18 protein-coding genes and 1 riboswitch are annotated in these 21,298 nt (G+C 70.8%); of the genes, 6 read left to right on the plus strand and 12 right to left on the minus strand.

All coding sequences use genetic code 11. The features are described from left to right. Positions 1 to 218 precede the first annotated feature (218 nt). Positions 219 to 1,256, plus strand: coding sequence for a septation protein SepH (gene sepH, locus ACIP6U_RS25560; RefSeq protein WP_401722018.1), 1,038 nt, complete (start codon positions 219 to 221; stop codon positions 1,254 to 1,256). A gap of 115 nt (positions 1,257 to 1,371) precedes the next feature. On the opposite strand, the gene ACIP6U_RS25565 is transcribed toward sepH, so the two are convergent. After that, entirely contained in the window at positions 1,372 to 2,223 is an 852-nt protein-coding gene (locus ACIP6U_RS25565; RefSeq protein WP_401722021.1) for a sulfurtransferase, read from the minus strand. A 295-nt stretch (positions 2,224 to 2,518) separates the two neighbouring features. On the opposite strand from ACIP6U_RS25565, the gene ACIP6U_RS25570 reads away from it, so the two are divergent. Both ACIP6U_RS25570 and ACIP6U_RS25575 read left to right on the plus strand, forming a co-directional pair. Next, a complete protein-coding gene (locus tag ACIP6U_RS25570) occupies positions 2,519 to 3,322 on the plus strand; it encodes a VOC family protein (RefSeq protein WP_401722024.1) in 804 nt (267 codons plus the stop codon). A gap of 166 nt (positions 3,323 to 3,488) precedes the next feature. Beyond that, entirely contained in the window at positions 3,489 to 3,881 is a 393-nt protein-coding gene (locus ACIP6U_RS25575) for a DUF4352 domain-containing protein (RefSeq protein ID WP_401722027.1), read from the plus strand. On the opposite strand, the gene ACIP6U_RS25580 is transcribed toward ACIP6U_RS25575, so the two are convergent. From ACIP6U_RS25580 to ACIP6U_RS25595, 4 genes are all read right to left on the minus strand, one after another. After that, the gene (locus ACIP6U_RS25580) at positions 3,878 to 4,525 is read right to left on the minus strand and encodes a thymidine kinase (protein ID WP_401722030.1); all 648 of its coding nucleotides are present in this window, start codon (positions 4,523 to 4,525) and stop codon (positions 3,878 to 3,880) included. The genes ACIP6U_RS25575 and ACIP6U_RS25580 overlap by 4 nt on opposite strands. A gap of 52 nt (positions 4,526 to 4,577) precedes the next feature. Further along, positions 4,578 to 5,771 carry an alkaline phosphatase family protein gene (locus tag ACIP6U_RS25585; protein ID WP_401722032.1) on the minus strand — a complete coding sequence of 398 codons (1,194 nt, stop codon included), beginning with the start codon at positions 5,769 to 5,771 and terminating at the stop codon, positions 4,578 to 4,580. After that, positions 5,771 to 6,358, minus strand: coding sequence for a DUF5998 family protein (locus tag ACIP6U_RS25590; RefSeq protein WP_401722035.1), 588 nt, complete (start codon positions 6,356 to 6,358; stop codon positions 5,771 to 5,773). The genes ACIP6U_RS25585 and ACIP6U_RS25590 overlap by 1 nt, the downstream gene beginning before the upstream one ends. A 64-nt stretch (positions 6,359 to 6,422) precedes the next feature. Further along, positions 6,423 to 9,260, minus strand: a complete 2,838-nt coding sequence (locus ACIP6U_RS25595; protein WP_401722038.1) for a GNAT family N-acetyltransferase — start codon at positions 9,258 to 9,260, stop codon at positions 6,423 to 6,425. A gap of 182 nt (positions 9,261 to 9,442) precedes the next feature. On the opposite strand from ACIP6U_RS25595, the gene ACIP6U_RS25600 reads away from it, so the two are divergent. After that, on the plus strand, positions 9,443 to 9,724 hold the full coding sequence (locus tag ACIP6U_RS25600) for an HPr family phosphocarrier protein (protein WP_401722041.1): 282 nt from the start codon (positions 9,443 to 9,445) through the stop codon (positions 9,722 to 9,724). 160 nt (positions 9,725 to 9,884) lie between these two features. On the opposite strand, the gene ACIP6U_RS25605 is transcribed toward ACIP6U_RS25600, so the two are convergent. From ACIP6U_RS25605 to ACIP6U_RS25620, 4 genes are all read right to left on the minus strand, one after another. Beyond that, complete coding sequence (locus ACIP6U_RS25605) at positions 9,885 to 10,577, minus strand: GntR family transcriptional regulator (protein WP_401722044.1); 693 nt, start codon at positions 10,575 to 10,577, stop codon at positions 9,885 to 9,887. 188 nt (positions 10,578 to 10,765) lie between these two features. After that, on the minus strand, positions 10,766 to 11,542 hold the full coding sequence (locus ACIP6U_RS25610; RefSeq protein WP_401722047.1) for a M23 family metallopeptidase: 777 nt from the start codon (positions 11,540 to 11,542) through the stop codon (positions 10,766 to 10,768). A gap of 13 nt (positions 11,543 to 11,555) precedes the next feature. Beyond that, a riboswitch (cyclic di-AMP (ydaO/yuaA leader) is annotated at positions 11,556 to 11,716 on the minus strand. A gap of 213 nt (positions 11,717 to 11,929) precedes the next feature. Beyond that, positions 11,930 to 13,318 carry a M16 family metallopeptidase gene (locus tag ACIP6U_RS25615; protein WP_401722050.1) on the minus strand — a complete coding sequence of 463 codons (1,389 nt, stop codon included), beginning with the start codon at positions 13,316 to 13,318 and terminating at the stop codon, positions 11,930 to 11,932. Continuing rightward, entirely contained in the window at positions 13,315 to 14,718 is a 1,404-nt protein-coding gene (locus tag ACIP6U_RS25620) for a M16 family metallopeptidase (RefSeq protein ID WP_401722358.1), read from the minus strand. The genes ACIP6U_RS25615 and ACIP6U_RS25620 overlap by 4 nt, the downstream gene beginning before the upstream one ends. 311 nt (positions 14,719 to 15,029) lie before the next feature. Here ACIP6U_RS25620 and ACIP6U_RS25625 point away from each other — a divergent pair, with 311 nt between their 5' ends. Further along, on the plus strand, positions 15,030 to 17,486 hold the full coding sequence (locus tag ACIP6U_RS25625) for a DNA topoisomerase (ATP-hydrolyzing) subunit A (protein ID WP_401722053.1): 2,457 nt from the start codon (positions 15,030 to 15,032) through the stop codon (positions 17,484 to 17,486). On the opposite strand, the gene ACIP6U_RS25630 is transcribed toward ACIP6U_RS25625, so the two are convergent. Then, the gene (locus ACIP6U_RS25630; RefSeq protein WP_401722056.1) at positions 17,483 to 18,598 is read right to left on the minus strand and encodes a CobW family GTP-binding protein; all 1,116 of its coding nucleotides are present in this window, start codon (positions 18,596 to 18,598) and stop codon (positions 17,483 to 17,485) included. The genes ACIP6U_RS25625 and ACIP6U_RS25630 overlap by 4 nt on opposite strands. Positions 18,599 to 18,921: 323 nt before the next feature. Between ACIP6U_RS25630 and ACIP6U_RS25635 the strand changes: the two genes are divergently transcribed. After that, positions 18,922 to 19,428, plus strand: coding sequence for a DUF6082 family protein (locus ACIP6U_RS25635; RefSeq protein WP_401722059.1), 507 nt, complete (start codon positions 18,922 to 18,924; stop codon positions 19,426 to 19,428). A gap of 85 nt (positions 19,429 to 19,513) precedes the next feature. Here ACIP6U_RS25635 and ACIP6U_RS25640 read toward each other — a convergent pair whose 3' ends face one another. Then, positions 19,514 to 19,750 (minus strand): hypothetical protein, encoded by a 237-nt coding sequence (locus ACIP6U_RS25640; protein WP_401722062.1) that lies wholly within the window; start codon positions 19,748 to 19,750, stop codon positions 19,514 to 19,516. 299 nt (positions 19,751 to 20,049) lie between these two features. Continuing rightward, entirely contained in the window at positions 20,050 to 21,243 is a 1,194-nt protein-coding gene (locus ACIP6U_RS25645; protein WP_401722064.1) for a citrate synthase/methylcitrate synthase, read from the minus strand. Between the last annotated feature and the right edge of the window lie 55 nt (positions 21,244 to 21,298).

Below are 21,298 nucleotides of genomic sequence, written 5' to 3' on the forward strand. Positions count from 1 at the left end.
TCACTGGACCGCCCGGAGGGGGCTTGTTGCACAGGGTGACGGAGTTGGTCACTTAGCGTTGCGAATAGGTAACCGTGCCATAACGGCGTTCCAGGGCCTGTGCCCGACACGCCGGGCAACTCGGCAAGGTTGTGGCAGGCTGCACCCGGGCAGGCCACACTCGACTAGCGGAAGCAGCGACGCACGTGACGTCGGCAGGCACCACCCGGGAGGTCCCCATGCCCGAACTGCGTGTCGTGGCCGTCTCGAATGACGGCACACGGCTGGTGCTGAAGGCTGCCGACTCAACGGAGTACACGCTTCCGATCGATGAGCGGCTCCGTGCCGCTGTCCGCGGCGATCGTCCCCGCCTCGGTCAGATCGAGATCGAAGTCGAAAGCCACCTCCGTCCTCGCGACATCCAGGCGCGTATACGTGCCGGTGCCAGCGCGGAAGAAGTCGCCCAGCTCGCAGGCATCCCCGTCGACCGTGTACGGCGTTTCGAGGGCCCCGTCCTCGCGGAGCGCGCGTTCATGGCCGAGCGGGCTCGCAAGACCCCTGTCCGCAGGCCCGGTGAGAACGCGGCCGGACCCCAACTCGGCGAAGCCGTCCAGGAACGGCTGACCCTGCGCGGTGCCGACAAGGACACCGTGCAGTGGGACTCCTGGCGCCGCGACGACGGCACCTGGGAAGTCCTGCTGGTCTACCTGGTCGCGGGTGAACCGCACTCGGCGAGCTGGACCTACGACCCGCCCCGGCGGCTCGTCCAGGCCGTCGACGAGGAGGCGCGCTCGCTGATCGGCGAGTCCGAGGACCTCGCCGCGGCGGAGCCCAGCTTTCCGTTCGTGCCGCGTATCGCCCGCCTGCCGCGCGACCGTCCGCTGGACCGCGCTCTCGAGCGGCCGAGCCTGCCGGCGCCGCCGGTCGAGTCCGACGAGGACGGCGCGGCGAGCGAACGGGACTCGCTGACCAGCCTGTTGGAGGCGGTACCGAGCTTCCGCGGCGACCTGGTCGTCCCGGAGCGCCCGGCGCCGGAGCCTCCCGTGGAGGAGCCCGCCGCCGAACCCGCGGAGGAGGAACCCCCGGCCCCCGCGGCCTCGGCCGGTTCCGCCTACGCGGACGTCCTGATGCCCCGTTCGGTCGGCGCCCACCGCGACCGTCTCGTCGGCGCGACCGACCGCCAGGCCGAGGCCGACGGCGTCCGCCCGGGCCGCCGCGCGGCGGTCCCGAGCTGGGACGAGATCGTGTTCGGGACACGCCGCAAGAAGCAGGAGTAGCGGGAACGGCACGAGTTGGTACGAGGGTGAGGGCCGCGCCAGTTGGGTGCGGCCCTCTTCTTCGTACGCCCCCGGGATCCGCTTCTTGGTGCGCCCCGGGATCCGTCTCCCCGGGCTACCGCGGGTCGGGGCCGACGGCGACCGGCCGGGACGGGTCGGCGGACCACTCCGACCACGAGCCCACGTACAGCGCGGCCGGAATGCCCGCCACCGCGAGGGCCAGCACCTCGTGCGCGCCCGAGACGCCCGAGCCGCAGTAGACGCCGACCGGTGAACCGTCGCTCGCGCCAAGGGCCTTGAAGCGGTCGGCGAGTTCCTCGGCGGGCAGGAAGCGGCCGTCGGCCGCCACGTTCTCGTTGGTGGGCGCGGAGACGGCTCCCGGGATGTGGCCGCCCACCCGGTCGATCGGCTCGACCTCGCCGCGGTACCGCTCCCCCGCGCGGGCGTCGAACAGCACCCCGGACCGGGCCAGCGCCGCGGCCTCGTCCGCGTCGAGGAGACCGGAGGCACCGGGCGCGGGGACGAAGTCGCCCGGGGCCGGGGTCGGCACGGACGTCTCCAGCGGCCCCTCCCAGGACGGCAACCCGCCGTCGAGGACCCGCACGTCCGGGTGACCCGTCCAGCGCAGCAACCACCATGCCCGGGCGGCCGCCCAGCCCTGTCCGCCGTCGTACACGACCACCGGCGTCCCGGCGGACACGCCCGCCCGGCGCATCGCGGCGCCGAAGATCTCCGGGTCGGGCAGCGGGTGCCGGCCGCGGTCGCCGGGGGCGGAGGCCAGCTCCGAGTCGAGGTCGACGTAGACAGCGCCCGGAATATGGCCGGCCGCGTACGCGGCGCGGCCGTCGAAGGGCGGCTCACCTGCCGCCTTGGCCACGCTCAGCTGCCAGCGGACGTCGAGCACGACGGGCGGCCGCTGCCCGGCCAGGTCGCTCGTGAGTTCGGATGCGGAGATGATGGCGTTCATGGCCCCATCCTTGCGCACGGGGTGGCCGCGCCGTCGATGTCCGACTAGTCTGCTCCGCCGGGCAGACCTGATCACGAGGCGTATGTGTTCGGGCACATGCTGTACAGCTGATCGACATCCTTCGGCAATCGCACGGAAACGGGCGAGAAACCGCGTGTCGGGCATCCTCCGGGCACGGGGTCCGAGGTACGGCGCGCCCGGGGCGCGCGACGGTACGGGTGGTGCGAGCATCGGCTCGGGGTATCCGGAGAGCGGAAGCGAACGGCCACCGCGAGGGGTCGAGGAGAGAGTGACGATGACCGAGGCACGGGGGTCGGCCGGCCCGAACGGCGAAGCGCACGATCTGCGGGCGCCCGGCACACCCTGCTGGGTGAGCCTGATGGTGCACGGGATGGACGCGACCCAGGAGTTCTACGGCGCGCTGTTCGGCTGGGAGTTCCGGCCGGGCCCGCACCAACTGGGCCCCTACGCGCGTGCGCTGCTGGACGGCTACGAGGTGGCCGGCATCGGCCAACTGCCGCCCGACCGCCATCTGCCGATCGCCTGGACGCCCTACCTCGCCTCGGACGACGTGGACGTGACCGCCGAGACGGTCCGGCTGTGCGGCGGCACGATCGGGGTCGGCCCCCTGGACGCGGCCGAGGCGGGCCGCCTCGCGATCGGCTCGGACCCCGCGGGCGCGGTCTTCGGCATCTGGCAGGCGGCGGCCCACCTCGGCACCGCCATCACGGGCGTCCCCGGCACCCCCGCGTGGAACGAGCTCGTCACCGCCGAGTCGGAGAGCGTGACCAAGTTCTACGAGACGGTCTTCGGCTACGAAACCCAGCCGGCCGCCGCCACCGACTTCGACTACGTCACCCTCAACCTCGCGGCCCACCCGGTCGCCGGCATCCACGGCGTCGGCAACGCCCTCCCCCGCGACCGCGGCCCGCACTGGATGACGTACTTCGAGGTAGCCGACACGGACGCCTCGGCCACCCGCCTCCAGGACCTGGGCGGCCACGTCCTCAAACCCCCCACGGACAGCCCCTACGGCCGAGTCGCCACGGTCGCCGACCCGGAGGGCGCCCGCTTCGCCTTGATCCAGATCCCACGCTGAGTCCTCGGCTCGCCAGGGGCCCGATGTGGGCGGAGCATGGAGGTATCTGCTGCTCCACACATCGGGAGGAGCGATGCGAGGTCGTACCGCACCGTTGCTGACGTGTCTGTTGGCGGTTCCGGCGCTGGCGTTGGCGCCCGGGGCCGACCCGGGGGTCGGAGACACCTTGAGTCTCTCGGGGACCGATTCGGGCGAGACGCTCGACGTCACCGTGCGCAAGGTCGTCGATCCGGCGCGGCCGGCCGACTACTTCAAACCCTCAGCTGGACAGCACTACGTGTCAGTGCAGTTCCGGCTCAAGAACACGGGCACCGCGGTCTACAAGGACTCCCCATCCAACGGAGCCACCGTGATCGACAAGGCGGGGCAGCGCTTCACGGCGACCATCGCCAATACGACGGCCGGCCCGGAGTTCCCCGGCAGCGTCACCATCAGGCCCGGCAAGTCGGCCTTGGGCTTCATCACCTTCGAGGTGGCCGACGGGTCCCGTGTCGTCACCGTCCAGTTCGCCATGAACAGCGGGTTCTCCGACGACGTCGGTGAATGGACCGTCCCTTAGGAGGACGACACCGGCAGTACGTCCGGTGACAGGGCCGCCGCTCTCGTCGTCGCCGATGTCATGCGGCGGCGGTGGTGGCGGCGGCAGAGGACCTCGTAGCCGATGGCTTCGGATTGGTTGACGTCGCCTACGACCACTTGGGCGCCCTCTACTACCATCTCGCCGCCTATCGTGCGGGCGTTGTGGGTGGCGCGGGCTCCGCACCAGCAGAGGGCCTCGACCTGGAGGACCTCTACGCGGTCGGCGAGTTCGACGAGGCGTTGGGAGCCGGGGAAGAGATTCGAGCGGAAGTCCGTGGTGATGCCGAAGGCGTAGACGTCGAGGCCGAGGTCGTCGACCACGCTGGCGAGTTGGTCGATCTGTTCGGGTACCAGGAACTGTGCCTCGTCGGCGATCACGTAGTCCGCGCGGCCGCCCTGGGAGAGATGGTCGACGAGGTAGGCGTACAAGTCCTGGCCGTCTTCGACCTCCACCGCGTCCGTGACCAGGCCCAGGCGGGAGGAGAGTTTGCCCTCGCCCGCGCGGTCGTCTCGGGTGAAGATCATCCCGGCCAGCCCGCGCGCCGAGCGGTTGTGCTCGATCTGGAGCGCCAGGGTCGACTTCCCGCAGTCCATCGTTCCGGAGAAGAACACCAGCTCGGGCATGGGGGGTTGAGCACCTTTCGGCGGGCAGGCAGGGGGACAGGGTGGATCGCCGTCAGGAGCGTACTTCCAGGAGTGGGATCAGTTGTTCGGCGGGGGTCATCGAGCCGTGGTTGCCGACCATCGCCGACTCCTTGGGCTCCCGCTCGGAGGCGATGATCAGGACGTCGTCCCGCGCGGCGGCGATCACGTCGCCGAGGCGGTCGTACACCCGCTCGTCGATCTTCGGCCCGAACCAGCCCGCCGCGATCGCCTCGTCCCGCGACGCCACCCAGAACTGCTCGCCCAGCACCTCGCGCCAGCAGGTGACGACGTCGCTCGCGGCGCCCGGCACCGCGTACACGTGCCGCGCGCGGCCCTCGCCGCCCAGCAGGGCGACCCCGGCGCGCAGTTCCCAGTCCGCGTCGAAGTCGATGCGGTGGTCCTCGTCGAAGGGCACGTCGACCATGCCGTGGTCGGCGGTGACGTACAGCGCGCTGCGCGGCGGGAGTTGCTCGGCGAGGCGCTGGACCAGCCGGTCCACGTACATGAGCTGACCGCGCCAGGTGTCGGAGGCGACGCCGAAGCGGTGGCCCGCGCCGTCGAGTTCGGCATAGTACGTGTAGACCAGGGCGCGGTCGCCGGCGGCCAGTTGCTCGGCCGCGAGGTCCATGCGGTCCTCGCCGGTCAGCCGCCCGTGAAACGTTCCGCCGCTGAGCGCGACCTTGGTCAGCGGGGTGTTCTGGAAGGTGGGCGAGGAGACCTGGGCGGCGTGCACGCCCGCGGCGTCGGCGAGCTGGAAGATCGTGGGGTACGGCTGCCAGTCGCCCGGCGAGGTCCACGGCTGCCAGCGCAGCTGGTTCATCAGCTGGCCGGTCGCCGGATTGCGCACGGTGTAGCCGGGCAGGCCGTGCGCGCCGGGCGGCAGGCCGGTGCCGACGGAGGCGAGGGAGGTCGCGGTGGTCGCCGGGTAGCCGGTGGTCAGGGGGCGGCCGGTGCCGCCGCGCGAGCTGCCGAGCAGCGAGGTGAGGAAGGGCGCCTCGTCGGGGTGCGCCTTCAGCTGCTCCCAGCCGAGGCCGTCGATCAGGAACACGCAGTTCCGGTCGGCGGGGGTCAGCTCGGTGATCGCGGCGGTGGTGCCCGGTACGGACATGCCCGCGGCGAGGGTGGGCAGCAGGTCGGCGAGGGAGCCGCTGCCGTACTCGGGCAGCGGGGCGGAGTCGACGGCGAGTGGTTCCGGGTACGCGTCCCAGGAGGTGGACTGCGCCATCAGCGGGTGACGTCCGCGGTCGCCTCGGAGAGCGACTGCGCGAAGGCCAGGGACTGCCGCACCGTGTCCGGGCCGTCCCCGGCCTCGCTGACCCGCAGGCTGAGGTCGTCCGCCGTCGAGTTCCCCGTATAGCCGTGGTCCGCCTCGCAGTTGGGGTCGCCGCAGGCGGCGGGCTCCAGGTCGATGCGGGCGACCGCGCCCCAGCCGATGGTGAGGACGACCTCGCGCGGCAGCGTGCCCGGCGTGTACTGCTCCGGGTTGGCGACCACGCGGCTGAGCACGACCGACGAGATCCGGCTGAGCTTCACGGACTCGGTGGACGTCGTCGCGTACGGCGTCGGGGAGGTGCTGTCGGCGGCCTGCTCGTCGGTGTGGCTGACGATGAAGCGGTTGGCGGTGAGGACGAGCACCGTCACATGCCGCCGCACCTCGTTCTGGTCGAACGTCGTCTCCTGGTGGACCAGGTACGACCGGATGGGCTCGCCACCCAGGGCGGCCTCCACCGCCTCGGCCACGAGGGCCGGGTAGTAGCCGCTGCGCTCGATCGCCGCTCGCAGCCCCTGGGTCGTCGTACTGGTCTTGGCCATGATGTCCATCCTACGGGGGTGGACTGACTACGAGGCACCGGTCACGGCCGTCTCCGTGACCGTCTCAGTAGACGGGAAGCGTGCGCGGGCCGAGGTCGTCGCGGGCCGGTGCCGGGGCCAGCCGGACGGAGGCGCCGAGAACGCTCAGGCCACGGGGTGCGACGACGACGGGCTCCAGGGTGACCGCGACGACCTCGGGGTGATCGTCGACGAGCCGGGACACGCGCAGCAGCAGTTCCTCCAGTGCAGGCGTGTCGACCGGGGTGGAGCCGCGCCAGCCGAACAGGAGCGGTGCGGTCCGGATCGACCGCACCATGGAGGTCGCCTCCCGGTCGGTGACCGGGATCAGCCGATGCGCCATGTCGTCGAGCAGCTGCGAGGCGGCTCCGGCGAGCCCGAACGACAGCACGGCTCCGGCCGCCGGGTCGATGACGGCCCGTACGACGGTGTCGACCCCGCGCGGCGCCATCCCCTGCACCACCGGGCGCAGCTCCTCCGGCTTCCCGAACAGCTCGGTCAACTCGGCGTACGCCCGCCGCAGTTGCTCCTCGTCCGCCAAGTCCAGACGGACGCCGCCCAGGTCGGCGCGGTGCCTGAGGTGGGGGGCGGTGGCCTTGAGGGCGACCGGGTAGCCGACGGTCCCGGCGGCCCGGACGGCGTCGTCCGGGGTGAACGCGGGGAGGGCCCTGCGTACGGGGATCCCGTACCGCCCGAGCAGCTCGCAGGTCTCCTCGGTACCGAGGGTGAGGCCCTGCCCGCGCGCGAGCATCCCGTCGATCAGGCGGGCCGCACCCTTCTCGTCGATGTCCGCGTCGATGGACTCGGGCACCTTGCCTGGCTCGGCGGCCTCGCGGCGCCACTGCGCGTACTTCACGGCCTCGCCCAGGGCGCGGACGGCGCGCTCGGCGGCGGGGTAGGCCGGGATGAGGCGGGCGGCGGGCGCGTCGGGGGCCGCGGTCTCCGACGCCTGTACGGGCGGGGGCAGTTGCTGCGAGGGGCGGAGCCGGCGGGCGCCGGAGGGCTTGGTCTCGGCCTGGGGCGCGGTGGCGACGGCAGCCGACAGCGCCTCGGCGAGGCCGCCGAGCTCGACGTGCACGACGAGCACCGGCTTGCCGGGGACCTGTTCGGCGGCGGAGCGCAGCGCCTCGGCCAGTTCGGCGTCGGCGACCGAGGTCTCGCCGATGGCGGGTATCGCGGTGACGACGACCGCGTCGCACGCGTCGTCGCCGAGCGCGCGCAGCAGCGCCGCGTGGAAGTCGCCGGCCGTCGCCCCGGTGGTCAGGTCCAGCGGCCGCAGCGGCCGCAGTCCCTCGGAGAGACAGGCGTCGTAGGTCAGCAGCCCCAGCGACTCGGAGTTGCCGAGGATCGCCACTCGGGGTCCGGCCGGCAGGGGTTGGCGGGCGAGCAGCAGTCCGCTGTCGACGAGGTCGGTGATGGTGTCGACGCGGATCACGCCGGCCTGCCGGAGCAGCGTGGTCACCGTGGCGTGCGGCAGCCGGGTCGCCTGGACGGCGTGGCCCTGGGGGGCGGAGCCGGCGCTCTGGACGACGACCAGCGGCTTGGCGGCGGCGGTGCGCCGGGCGAGGCGGGTGAACTTGCGCGGGTTGCCGATCGACTCCAGGTACATGAGGACGACGTCGGTGTCCGGGTCGTCGTACCAGTACTGGAGGACGTCGTTGCCGGACACGTCCGCGCGGTTGCCCGCCGAGACGAAGGTGGAGACGCCGGTGACCCCGGTGACGCCGCCGCCGCGTCGGTGCAGGCGGGAGAGGAGGGCGATGCCGATGGCACCGGACTGGGCGAACAGGCCGATGCGGCCGGGGCGGGGCAGCTCGGGGGCGAGGGAGGCGTTGAGCCGTACCTCCTGCGCGGTGTTGATGACCCCGAAGGCGTTCGGTCCGATGATGCGCATGCCGTACGTGCGCGCGTGGCGGACGAGTTCGCGCTGGCGGTCGCGTCCCTCGGGACCGCTCTCGGCGTATCCGGCGGAGACGACGACCAGTCCCTGTACGCCGTGTTCGCCGCACTCGGTGACGATCTCGGGGACGTGGTCGGCCGGCACGGCGACGACCGCGAGGTCGACGGGTCCGTCGATGTCCCGCACCGAGCGGTGGGCGGCGATCCCGTCGAGCTCCTTGAGGTCGTCGGGGAAGGCCTTGTTCACCGCGTACAGCCGCCCGGTGTACCCGGCGTCCTTGATGTTGTCGAGGATGCTGCGTCCCACTCCCCCGGGCGTGCGGCCGGCGCCGATGACGGCGACCGAGCCGGGCACCAGCAGCCGTCGCACCGACCGTGCCTCGGCGCGCTGTTCACGCGCGCGTTGGACCGCGAGCGAGCGGTCGGTGGGCTCCAGGTCGAACTCCAGGCGGACGACACCGTCCTCGAAGCTGCGCTTCTGGGTGTAGCCGGCGTCCATGAAGACTTTGATCATCTTGTTGTTGGCGGGCAGCACCTCGGCGGCGAAGCGGCGGATGCCGCGCTCGCGGGCGACGGCGGCGATGTGTTCGAGGAGCGCGGAGGCGACACCGCGTCCTTGGTGGGCGTCCTGGACGAGGAAGGCGACCTCGGCCTCGTCGGCCGGAGCGGACGCGGGCGTGCCCTCGGGACCAATGCGGTCATAGCGTACGGTGGCGATGAACTCGCCGCCGATCGTGGCCGCGAGCCCCACCCGGTCCACAAAGTCGTGGTGCGTGAAGCGGTGGACGTCCTTCGCGGACAGCCGCGGGTAGGGCGCGAAGAAGCGGTAGTACTTCGACTCGTCCGACACCTGCTCGTAGAAGCTGACCAGGCGGTCCGCGTCGTCGACGGTGATGGGGCGGACGCGCGCGGTGCCACCGTCGCGCAGCACGACGTCGGCTTCCCAGTGGGCGGGGTACTCGTGCCGGTCCGACGAGGTCTGCATGGGCCCCAGCGTACGGCTCGCGTATGACAACGGCGCGAGGCAGTCTGTGGGGAACACGCCTGTCCGCCGGGGACGGTGGAAGGGTGTGCGTCGGGCCGAGGCCGCGGCCCGACGGCACGCTATGGAAAACTGGTCTAGACAACATGGTCTAGACAACCTGAGACACTGAAGGGCAGCATCACATGGCTGAGCGCCGCGTCAACGTCGGCTGGGCCGAGGGCCTCCACGCCCGCCCCGCTTCCATCTTCGTCCGAGCCGCCACGGCCACAGGCGTCCCGGTGACGATCGCCAAGTCCGACGGCAACCCCGTCAACGCGGCCTCCATGCTCGCGGTTCTGGGCCTGGGCGCCCAGGGCGGCGAGGAGATCGTCCTCGCTTCCGGGGCCGAGGGCGCGGACGCCGCGCTCGACCGGCTGGCGAAGCTGGTCGCCGAGGGGCTCGAGGAGCTTCCCGAGACCGTCTGAAAATCGAATTGAGGGATACGGCACGCGTCACTTCGACGACACCGTCCCACAACTCCGAAGGGCTCGCCCGAATTACCGGGCGAGCCCTTCGAATTTCCCGAGTTCGGGCAGCAGAAATAATCCCCCTGGAATTACCTTCTCTTTGTATACGGCGCCCGTGTTAATGCCGCACACCCGACATGTTTACGGGATGTTGCGAGTTCCTCACACGCTCCGCGCGCTCCCCGGTGCCGAAGCGCAGCCGGTGCGCGCCCGTCGAGTGCTCGGTGTGCAGGGCGGTGATCGCCCGCGCGCGCTCGGCGTCCCCGCGCGCCACGGCGTCGACGATCGCGCCGTGCTCCGCCCAGGACTCCACGGGGTTGGCCGGCGCCTCCACGGCGTACATCCAGGCGATCTTGTGACGCAGCTGGGTCAGCGTCGAGGTCAGCGCGTGGCTGCCGGAGGCCTGGGCGAGCGTCTCGTGGAACCAGCCCCCCAGGGAGCGCAGATCCTCACTGTTGCCCCTCCTGGCCCGCTCCTGGCCCAGCCTGACCAGGCCGCGCAGCACCTTGAGGTGGGCCTCCGTGCGCCGCTGGGCGGCCCTGGAGGCTCCGAGCGGCTCCAGCAGCATGCGCATCTCCAGCAGGTCGGCGGCCTCCTGCTCGGTCGGTTCCGCGACGCACGCGCCCGCGTGCCGCCGGGTCACCACGAAGCCCTCCGCCTCCAGCGTGCGCAGGGCCTCACGGACGGGGACGCGCGAGACGCCGTAGCGTCGCGCCAGCAGTTCCTCGGTGAGCCGGCCGCCGCGCTCGTAGACACCGGCGACGATGTCGTCCCGGATGGCCGTGCACACCGAGTGCGCCGGAATACGCATGTCCGACCTCCGTCTTAATCCCCGTGAAACGTCGCCGGTTGACGTGTGTTCAGTGACTCTATTGCAATCGGCTGGAATTTCCGACGGGGGACCGGAATCGATGGATATTTTTTGGACAGAGAGCGGACAGAAAGACCGAAAGCCCCGGCTCGGAGAGCCGGGGCTGAAGAAGATCTCGCGGTCCGTCGTCAGACGTTCACGCCATGCGAACGAAGGTAGGCGACGGGGTCGATGTCCGATCCGTACTCGGGGGTCGTGCGGGCCTCGAAGTGGAGATGCGGACCGGTGACGTTGCCGGTCGCGCCGGAGAGGCCTATCTGCCGGCCCGGGGTGACCGTCTGGCCCACCGAGACCCCGATGGACGACAGGTGACCGTACTGGGTGTAGGTCCCGTCGTTCATCTTGATCACTATCTGGTTGCCGTAGGAGCCGCCCCAGCCGGTCTCCACGACCGTGCCGGAGCCGACCGCGTGGACGGTCGTGCCGCTGGCCGCGTGGAAGTCGATGCCGGTGTGGCTGCCGGAGGACCACAGCGAGCCGCCGCTCTTGTAACCCGTCGAGACGTACGAGTTCGAGATCGGCGCGACGAAGGTGTTGAGGCGCTTGCGCTCGGCGGCCCGGGCGGCGCGCTCCTTCGCCTCGCGTTCCTCCTTGGCCCGCGCGGCGGCCTTCTTGCGTGCCGCCTCCGCCGCCGCCTTCTTGAGGGCGGCCTCCTCGGCCGCCTCCTTCTGGGCGTCGGCCTGGGCGTCGATCTTGGCGGCGATCGTGTCGCCGATGGTGATGACGGGGGTGAAACCGGTCTGCTCGACGGCGCTCTCGGCGGAGTTGTCCGCGGCGAGTGCCGGAGCTGCCAGGGTGCCGACGACGCCGGTGGTGGCGAGTGCCGCGACGCCCGCCGCGCGGGCGGTGGTGCGCTTCATGCGGCTGGGACGACGGTGCTTCCCGGTGGCGCAGGTGAACGCCATGTACTGGGTGGTCCTTTCCTTCCTTCTCGCCTACCGGGTTAGCTGACGGGTTCGGAGCAGGAAGGTCTCCTACGGACCCCCTCGCGCAGCGCGCGGGCGTCCGATTCACCCCAGGGACATTGGGTCCCCGGCTCCCCTGGCTCGCGCCGGACGGGGACTCGGCGATGACTGTCCGGTGCCGCGGATGCGGCGCGGTGCCTGACGGACAGCCCGGATGACGCTAAACGGGACAACTTTCAATCCCCAAACGGATCACGGCTTTTGTAGCGCATGCCACAGGGCAGACAGGCAACCTCTCCCTCAATTCGGACATACGGGGGCCCTGGTGACGCATCCGTCACCAGGGCCCCTGCGCGCGCGTGGCGCCCGCTCCGCCTCCGCCCGGCCCTACTCGGCCGGGACGACGGTGACTTCGCCGATCCCGAGAGCCTCCACGGGCTCCTTGATCTGCGCCGCGTCACCGACCAGGACGGTCACCAGACGGTCCACCGGGAAGGCGCTCACGGCGGCCGCGGTGGCCTCCACGGTGCCGGTCGCGGCGAGCTGCCGGTACAGCGTCGCCTGGTAGTCGTCGGGCAGGTTCTGCTCGACCTGGTCGGCCAGCGTGCTCGCGACGGCCGCCGCGGTCTCGTACTTCAGCGGCGCCACGCCCACCAGGTTCTGCACGGCGACATCGCGCTCGGCATCGGTCAGACCGCCCTCGGCGAGCGTGCGCAGCACCGTCCACAGGTCCTGCAGCGCCGGGCCGGTGTTCGGGGTGTCGAAGGAGCCGCTGATGGCGAGCATCGCGGCCCCGGTGCCGTCCGGGGCGGACCGCAGGACCTGCCCGAACGCCCGAACGCCGTAGGTGTAGCCCTTCTCCTCGCGCAGGACGCGGTCGAGGCGGGAGGTGAGGGTGCCGCCCAGGCAGTAGGTGCCGAGCACCTGCGCGGGCCACACGCGGTCGTGCCGGTCGGGGCCGACGCGGCCGATGAGCAGCTGCGTCTGCACGGCGCCCGGGCGGTCCACGATGATCACGCGCCCGGTGTCGTCGGCGGTCACCGGCGGCACGGGACGCGGCTCGGCCGAGGAGCCGGTCCAGGAGCCGAGGGTGTCGCCCAGCAGCTCGTCGAGGTCGATGCCGGTGAGGTCACCGACGACCACGGCGGTCGCGGTCGCGGGACGGACGTGCTTCTCGTAGAAGGCGCGTACGGCCGCCGAGTCGATGTTCTCGACGGTCTCCTGGGTGCCCTGGCGCGGGCGCGACATGCGCGAGCCGGCCGGGAAGAGCTCCTTGGAGAGCTCCTTCGCCGCACGCCGGGAGGGGTTGGCCAGCTCGTGCGGGATCTCGTCGAGGCGGTTGGTGACCAGGCGCTCGATCTCGCTGTCCGCGAACGCGGGCGCCCTGAGGGCGTCGGCCAGCAGACCGAGGGCCTTGGTCAGGCGCGAGGCGGGCACTTCGAGGCTGATCCGGACGCCGGGGTGGTCGGCGTGCGCGTCGAGCGTCGCGCCGCAGCGCTCCAGTTCGGCCGCGAACTCCTCGGCGGAGTGCTTGTCGGTGCCCTCGGAGAAGGCCCGCGCCATGATCGTGCCGACGCCGTCCAGGCCGGCCGGTTCGGCCTCCAGGGGCGCCGCCAGGAGAACCTCCACGGCGACGACCTGCTGGCCGGGACGCTGGCAGCGCAGGACGGTCAGGCCGTTGTCGAGCGTCCCGCGCTCGGGGGCCGGGAACGCCCACGGCCTGGCCTCGCCGGCCGGGGGCTGCGGGTGGAATTCCATCGCGGCGAGCTCGGTCACTTGGCCGCCTCCTCGTTCTCGGTGGGCTCGGCGGACTCGGCGTGCTCGGCGTGCTCGGCGTGCTCGGCGTGCTCGGCGTGCTCGGCGTGCTCGGCGTGCTCGGCGGCGACGGGCTCGTAGACGAGCACCGATCGGTTGTCGGGGCGCAGTCGGGCCTTGGCGATCTCCTGGACCTCTTCCGGGGTCACCTCCAGGACGCGCTGCACGGCGGTCAGGGCCAGCTGCGGGTCGCCGAACAGGACGGCGTACCGGCACAGTTCGTCGGCGCGGCCCGCGACCGTGCCGAGCCGGTCCAGCCACTCGCGCTCCAACTGGGCCTGGGCGCGCTCCATTTCCTCGGCCGTGGGGCCCTCCTCGGCGAACCGGGCGAGCTCCTCGTCGATGGCGGTCTCGATGACCGGCACCTCGTAGTCGCCGGACGTCTTCACGTCCAGCCACCCCAGGGAGGGCGCGCCGGCCAGCCGCAGCAGACCGAAGCCGGCCGCGACGGCCGTACGGTCGCGCCGCACAAGGCGGTTGTAGAGGCGGGAGGACTCGCCGCCGCCGAGAATGGTGAGCGCGAGGTCGGCCGCGTCGCTCGCGCGCGTGCCGTCCTCGGGCAGCCGGTACGCCGCCATCAGGGCGCGCGCCGGCACCTCCTCCTCGATGACCTCGCGCAGCTCCTCGCCGATGATCTCGGGCAGCGCGCCGTCGCGCGGGACGGGCTTGCCGTCGTGCGTCGGGATGGACCCGAAGTACCGCTCGATCCAGGCGAGCGTCTGCTCCGGGTCGATGTCGCCGACGACCGACAGGACGGCGTTGTTGGGCGCGTAGTACGTGCGGAAGAACGCGCGCGCGTCCTCCAGGGTGGCCGCGTCCAGGTCGGCCATCGAGCCGATCGGGGTGTGGTGGTAGGGGTGACCCTCCGGGTAGGAGAGGGCGGTCAGCTTCTCGAACGCCGTGCCGTAGGGGACGTTGTCGTAGCGCTGCCTGCGCTCGTTCTTCACCACGTCCCGCTGGTTCTCCATGGACTCCTCGTCCAGGGCGGCGAGCAGGGAGCCCATGCGGTCCGCCTCCAGCCAGAGGGCGAGCTCCAACTGGTGGGTGGGCATGGTCTCGAAGTAGTTGGTGCGCTCGAAGCTGGTGGTGCCGTTGAGCGAACCACCCGCGCCCTGCACCAGTTCGAAGTGTCCGTTGCCCTTGACCTGCTTCGAGCCCTGGAACATGAGGTGCTCGAAAAGGTGAGCAAGACCCGTGCGCCCCTTGACTTCGTGGCGCGAGCCGACGTCGTACCAGAGGCACACCGCCGCGACCGGGGTCAGGTGGTCCTCCGAGAGCACCACGCGCAGGCCGTTGGCCAGGCGGTGCTCGGTCGCTGTCAGGCCGCCGGTGTCTGCCTGGTCCGTGGCCGTGTGACCCATGGGCATGTACGTCCCTTCGATCGCGAATGCTGCGGTGGAAACCGGGGTTTTCCCACCGGTCCTGCCACTGTATGCAAGCGTGCGGACGGGCGGCGAAGTTCCCGGTGGACGTACGCCCAGAGCGGATCGCGTAGCCTGCGGGCACGCCGGGCACAAGGGTCGATGTCGGGTCCTCGTCCGCGTTGTCAGTGCCGCGGTCCACAATGGTCGCGTCAGATACCGTTCACGCTTCAGCAAGAGTGAGCCGGAGGGGCGCGGCACCCACGTGAGCGACCCGTAGGCGAGCTACCAGAAAAGAGGAGCCGGCAGCGATGGCCCGCCGTAGTACGAAGACCCCGCCGCCCGACGACTCGTACGAGGAGAAGATCCTCGACATCGACGTCGTCGACGAAATGCAGGGCTCCTTCCTCGAGTACGCGTACTCGGTCATCTACTCCCGAGCCCTGCCGGACGCCCGGGACGGTCTCAAGCCGGTGCACCGCCGCATCGTCTACCAGATGAACGAGATGGGACTGCGCCCCGACCGCGGCTACGTGAAGTGCGCGCGCGTGGTCGGCGAGGTCATGGGCAAGCTGCACCCGCACGGCGACGCGTCGATCTACGACGCCCTGGTGCGCATGGCCCAGCCGTTCTCCATGCGTGTGCCGCTCGTCGACGGCCACGGCAACTTCGGCTCGCTCGGCAACGACGACCCGCCGGCCGCCATGAGGTACACGGAGTGCCGGCAGGCCGAGGCCACCAGCCTGATGACGGAGTCGATCGACGAGGACACGGTCGACTTCACCCCCAACTACGACGGCCAGGAGCGCGAACCGGTCGCCCTGCCGGCCGCCTTCCCGAACCTGCTGGTGAACGGCTCGTCGGGCATCGCCGTCGGCATGGCGACGAACATGCCGCCGCACAACCTCGCCGAGGTCATCTCGGCCGCCCGCCACCTGATCCGCTACCCGAACGCGGATCTGGACACCCTGATGAAGCACGTCCCCGGCCCCGACCTGCCCACCGGCGGCCGCATCGTCGGCCTCTCCGGCGTCCGGGACGCGTACGAGACCGGCCGCGGCACCTTCAAGATCCGCGCCACGGTCGAGATCGACACCGTGACCGCCCGTCGCAAGGGCCTGATCGTCACCGAACTGCCCTTCACCGTCGGCCCGGAGAAGGTGATCGCCAAGATCAAGGACCTGGTCGGCCAGAAGAAGATCCAGGGCATCGCCGACGTCAAGGACCTCACCGACCGCGCCCACGGCCTGCGCCTGGTCATCGAGATCAAGAACGGCTTCGTGCCGGAGGCCGTCCTGGAGCAGCTCTACAAGCTGACGCCGATGGAGGAGTCCTTCGGCATCAACAACGTGGCGCTGGTGGACGGTCAGCCCCTCACCCTGGGTCTCAAGGAGCTCCTCGAGGTCTATCTCGACCACCGCTTCGAGGTCGTACGGCGCCGCAGCGAGTTCCGGCGCACCAAGCGCCGCGACCGACTGCACCTGGTGGAGGGCCTCCTGACGGCTCTCGTCGACATCGACGAGGTCATCCGGCTGATCCGCTCCAGCGACAACTCCGCGCAGGCGAAGGAGCGCCTGATGGAGCGCTTCTCGCTGTCGGAGATCCAGACGCAGTACATCCTGGACACCCCGCTGCGCCGTCTCACCCGGTTCGACCGCATCGAGCTGGAGTCGGAGAAGGAGCGCCTCATCGCGGAGATCGCGGAGCTGACCCGGATCCTGGACTCGGACACGGAGCTGCGCAAGCTGGTCTCCACCGAACTGGCCGCGGTGGCCAAGAAGTTCGGCACCGAGCGGCGTACGGTCCTGCTGGAGTCCTCGGGCACGCCCGCGGCCACCGTCCCGCTCCAGGTCGCCGACGACCCGTGCCGGGTACTGCTCTCCTCGACAGGCCTGCTGGCCCGTACGGCGAACGGCGAGCCCTTCCCTGAGGACGCCGACGACAGACGCACCAAGCACGACGTGATCATCTCGGCGGTGCCGGCCACCGCGCGCGGGGAGATCGGCGCGGTCACGTCGAGCGGCCGCCTGCTGCGGATCAACGTGGTCGACCTTCCCCAGCTCCCGGAGACTGCGGCGGCGCCGAACCTGTCCGGCGGGGCGCTCCTGACGGAGTTCGTCTCCCTGGAGGGCGACGAGTCGGTGGTCTGCCTGACCACGCTCGACGAGTCCTCCCCCGGTCTGGCGCTCGGCACCGCGCAGGGCGTGGTCAAGCGCGTGGTCCCCGACTACCCCACGAACAAGGAGGAGTTGGAGGTCATCACGCTCAAGGACGGCGACCGCATCGTCGGCGCGGTCGAGCTGCGCACCGGCGAGGAGGACCTGGTCTTCATCACGGACGACGCCCAACTGCTGCGCTTCCAGGCCGCGCACGTCCGGCCCCAGGGCCGCCCCGCGGGTGGCATGGCGGGCATCAAGCTCACGGACGGCACGAAAGTCATCTCGTTCACTGCCGTGGACCCGGCCGCGGACGCGATCGTCTTCACGGTCGCGGGCTCGCGCGGCACGCTCGACGACTCCGTCCAGACGACGGCCAAGCTGACCCCGTTCGACCAGTACCCGCGCAAGGGCCGCGCCACCGGAGGCGTCCGCTGCCAGCGGTTCCTCAAGGGCGAGGACTGCCTCTCTCTGGCCTGGGCGGGCCCCAACCCCGCCAAGGCCGCCCAGAAGAACGGCACACCGGCCGACCTCCCCGAGGTCGACCCGCGCCGCGACGGCTCGGGCGTGTCGCTCGCGAAGACGGTGGCGGTGGTGGCGGGACCGGTCTAGCAGGTCCGGTCAGGACGGGTCCTGGAGGGCTCTACGAGGTCCTCTCCCAGATCCTGTACGTCCTCCGGTTCCTGTACGTAGCGCAGAACGCCCCACATACCGTGCTCGTCGGCGGTGTGCGGGGCGTCGCTCGTACAGGCCTCCACCTCCTTGCGCAGGGCGGCCTCGTCGATGCCGGAGCCGATCAGGACGAGCTGGCTGAGGCGTGGTGCGTCGCCCGCGGGCCAGGGCTCGGGGTAGAAGCGCAGGAACGGCCCGACGGCGTGCACGGCGTACCGGTTGAGGGCGTCGTGGGCGCCGAAGTCGACGTACCCCTTGATGCGGTACAGCCCCTCGGGCCGGCTGTCGAGGAACGCCATCAACCGGCGCGGGTCCATGGGGACTTCGGAGCTGACGGAGAGGCTGTCGTACGCGGTGTGGAGATGACCGGCGTGGTCGTCCGCATCGTGCCCGCCGTGCTCCCCGCGCGCGTGCAGGTCGTCGAAGGAGAGTTGCCCGATGCGTTCCTCGTTCGGCCGGCAGTCGAAGAGGAGCTCGGGGTCGACGCGGCCGTAGGAGGCGGGGACGACGGCGGCGTGGTCCACGAGGGACCGGACGAGCCCGAGGACGCCGTCGCCGTCGGGCGCGCGGTCGAGCTTGTTGACCACCACGAGGTCGGCGAGGGCGAGATGCCGGTCGATCTCGGGGTGCTTCGCGCGCGTGTCGTCGAACTCGGCCGCGTCGACGACCTCGACGAGGCCCCCGTACACGATTCCCGGAAGCTCGCTGGCGAGGACCATGCGGACGAGTTCCTGGGGCTCGGCGAGTCCGCTGGCCTCGATGACGATGACGTCGATGCCGGCGGAGGGGCGGGCGAGCCGGTCGAGGTACTGATCGAGTTCGCTGACGTCCACGGCGCAGCACAGGCAGCCGTTTCCGAGGGAGACGGTGGAGTCGCCGAGCGCGCCGGCCACGGCCATGGCGTCGATCTCGATGGCCCCGAAGTCGTTGACGATCGCGCCGATCCGGCTGCCGCCGCTGCGGTGGAGGAGGTGGTTGAGCAGGGTGGTCTTGCCCGAACCGAGGAAGCCGGCCAGGACGAGGACCGGGATCTGCTGCGGGCTGCGGCTCACCGTCGTACCTCTCTCACGCCTGTGCGCACGCCGGATCGTGGTCCCGGCGCGCGTACGAAAATTGACTGCGGACCCAGGATACGAGCCGGAACAATCACTACGAAGTGAACGATTGTTAGCAGCACTTGCGGGGCAGACGTTGGGGAAGGCGCCGGTTCGTGCGACCCTCGCTTCCCTCCGTGCGCCTCCTCTCCGCCTCCCCCGCCGATCAGAGCCGCTCGGCACTCTGGGAGACGGCAAGCGCCGCCCACCGCTCGCCGGTCCCCATCCGTCGACCCGCAACCCGACGACCGGCGGAACGGCCGCCTGAACCGGGGGTTGACATGGCCACACAGAGTACGGGTGCACGAAGGATCGTTTCGGCTGTGAAGGAGACCTTCACAGCCGCCCTCGATTCCGTCAACACACCAGGCTCACGACGCCGCAAGAGGGACGCCCTGACAGAGCAGCACCGGCTCTCCTTCGACCTGCTCTGCAAGGCCATGGACGATCCGGCCCTGGCCGAAGTGCTCAACACGTACGAGTCGCAGATCTCGCCCGAGAAGCAGCGACAGTTCCTCTTCGCCAACGCGCTCTACGTGAACAACCTGCACTTCTACCGAATCGGCGCCCTGTCCCAGTCGGAGTTGTACGGACATCTGCGGGTGATGTGCCAGAACAAGGTGTTCCGGGAGTACTGGGAGGCGACCCGCCATCACCGCAAGAGCCTGCCCGCGGAGTCGGAGGAGTTCGCCCTGGGGCGCATGACGGACGATCTGATCCAGGAACTCGACGACGCCGACACCGACGAGTGGTGGGTCGTGGGCGATCCGCCCGACGAGTCGGCATGAGCACGGGGCCCGGCTTCGTGCGACCGGGCCCCGGAGGGCAGTACGACTACGGCATTGCGACTACAGCTGTGCGGCTGAGGACGTGTCAGGCGTCAGGGATGTCACGTTTGGCCCGGACGAGCGTCTCGCGTGTGATGACCACGATGCGCTCGTAGTCCGCTCGTGCGGCATCCGTCGGGAGCTCGTGATCGAGTTCCTCGGTCGCTTCTCGCCCTATCACGGCGAAGTCGCCGTTGCTGAGTTCGAAGATGTCGGGGCATGTCTGCCCTGTGGTACTGCCACGCTCCCGAGGGGAGACCCCGACACGTCGCACGATCTTCACGGAGGTGTACCGCCTTGTGGTTCAGAGGGTATGGACGGCCCTCCGAAAACATCCGCGGTGGTTCGTCGGTAGTGCGTCGGAGTGCGCTCTCGGCGCGCGAGGGTGGTCGCCGGAGCACCCGGAGCGGGCCAGGCCAAGATATCCACTCCGGTGCATGTGTTGGGACCTATATCCCTCTGCGAGTGAGTGAAATTTCGACGACCGGCTTGACCGAGAGAGCTTCGGCCCAGGACGGCCTCTTCTCGCGGGACGGCCCTTCCGCGGCAGGACGTCTGCCGCCGGGAACAACACGGTACCGATCAGACCATCGCCGGCACCGCCACCGGCGCCCCCGGCCCCACATACCGCGCCACCGGCCGGATGATCTTCGAGTCCGCCGCCTGTTCCAGGACGTTCGCGCTCCAGCCGACCACCCGGGCCGCCGCGAACGTCGGGGTGAACATCTCGCGGGGCAGGCCGCAGAGTTCCATGACCACGCCGGCGTAGAACTCGACATTGGTGTGGAGCTCCCGGCCCGGCTTCAGCTCCGCAAGGATCGCCTCGACCTGCCGTTCGACCTGTACGGCGAACTCGACCCGTGGCCCGCCGAAGCTCTCGGCCAGCTCACGGAGCATGCGCGAACGGGGATCCTCGGTGCGGTAGACGGGGTGCCCGAAGCCCATGATGCGGTCGCCGGCGAGGACGCGTTCGCGGATCCACCCGTCGATCCGGTTGGGGGTGCCGATCGCGTCCAGGGTGTCCAGCGCACGGCTGGGCGCACCGCCGTGCAACGGCCCGGAGAGCGCCCCGACAGCCCCGACGAGACACGCGGCCACGTCCGCGCCCGTCGACGCGATGACCCGTGCCGTGAAGGTTGACGCATTGAATCCGTGATCAATGGTTGAGATCAAGTATTGCTCGATCGCCCTGGCCCGCTCCGGATCCGGCTCCGAACCCGTCAGCATGTAGAGGTAGTTGGCCGCATATGGAAGATCGTCACGCGGCTCCACCGGGTCGAGCCCCCGACCCAGCCGGTGCAGCGCCGTGAGCAGCGTCGGTACGGCCGCCGCAGCGACGACGGCGTCCCGGCGGCGCTCGTCGGCGTCGATGTCGTACACCGGTCGGAAGCCCTTCGCCGCGCCGAGCAGGGACAGCGCGGTGCGCATACCGGCCAGCGGGCCGGACCGGCCGCTCGCCGCCGCGATGGCGGGCAGCGCCGCGCGCACCTCGTCGGGGAGCCGGCGCAGGGCCGCGGTCTCGGCGGCGAAGGCGGCCTGCCGTGCCGCGTCCGGGAGTTCACCGTGGACGAAGAGGTGCCAGACGTCCTCGAAGCCGCGGGTCTTCGCGAGGTCGACGGCCGAGTACTGGCGGTAGTGGTAGAAGCCTTCGAGTCCTCGGACGTCCCCGATCTCGGTGTCGGCGACGACGACGCCGGCGAGTCCCCTCGGCACGTTGATGGGCGCGACGGGCTTGATGGGGACGACGGGGGTGGCTGCTGACCTGTTGACGGACATGATTCCTCCCTGGACTTGATTCGACTGTCCATGCTTGACTGAATTCCTGTCAATA

Source organism: Streptomyces sp. NPDC088794 (assembly GCF_044750545.1).
Lineage (GTDB): Bacteria > Actinomycetota > Actinomycetes > Streptomycetales > Streptomycetaceae > Streptomyces.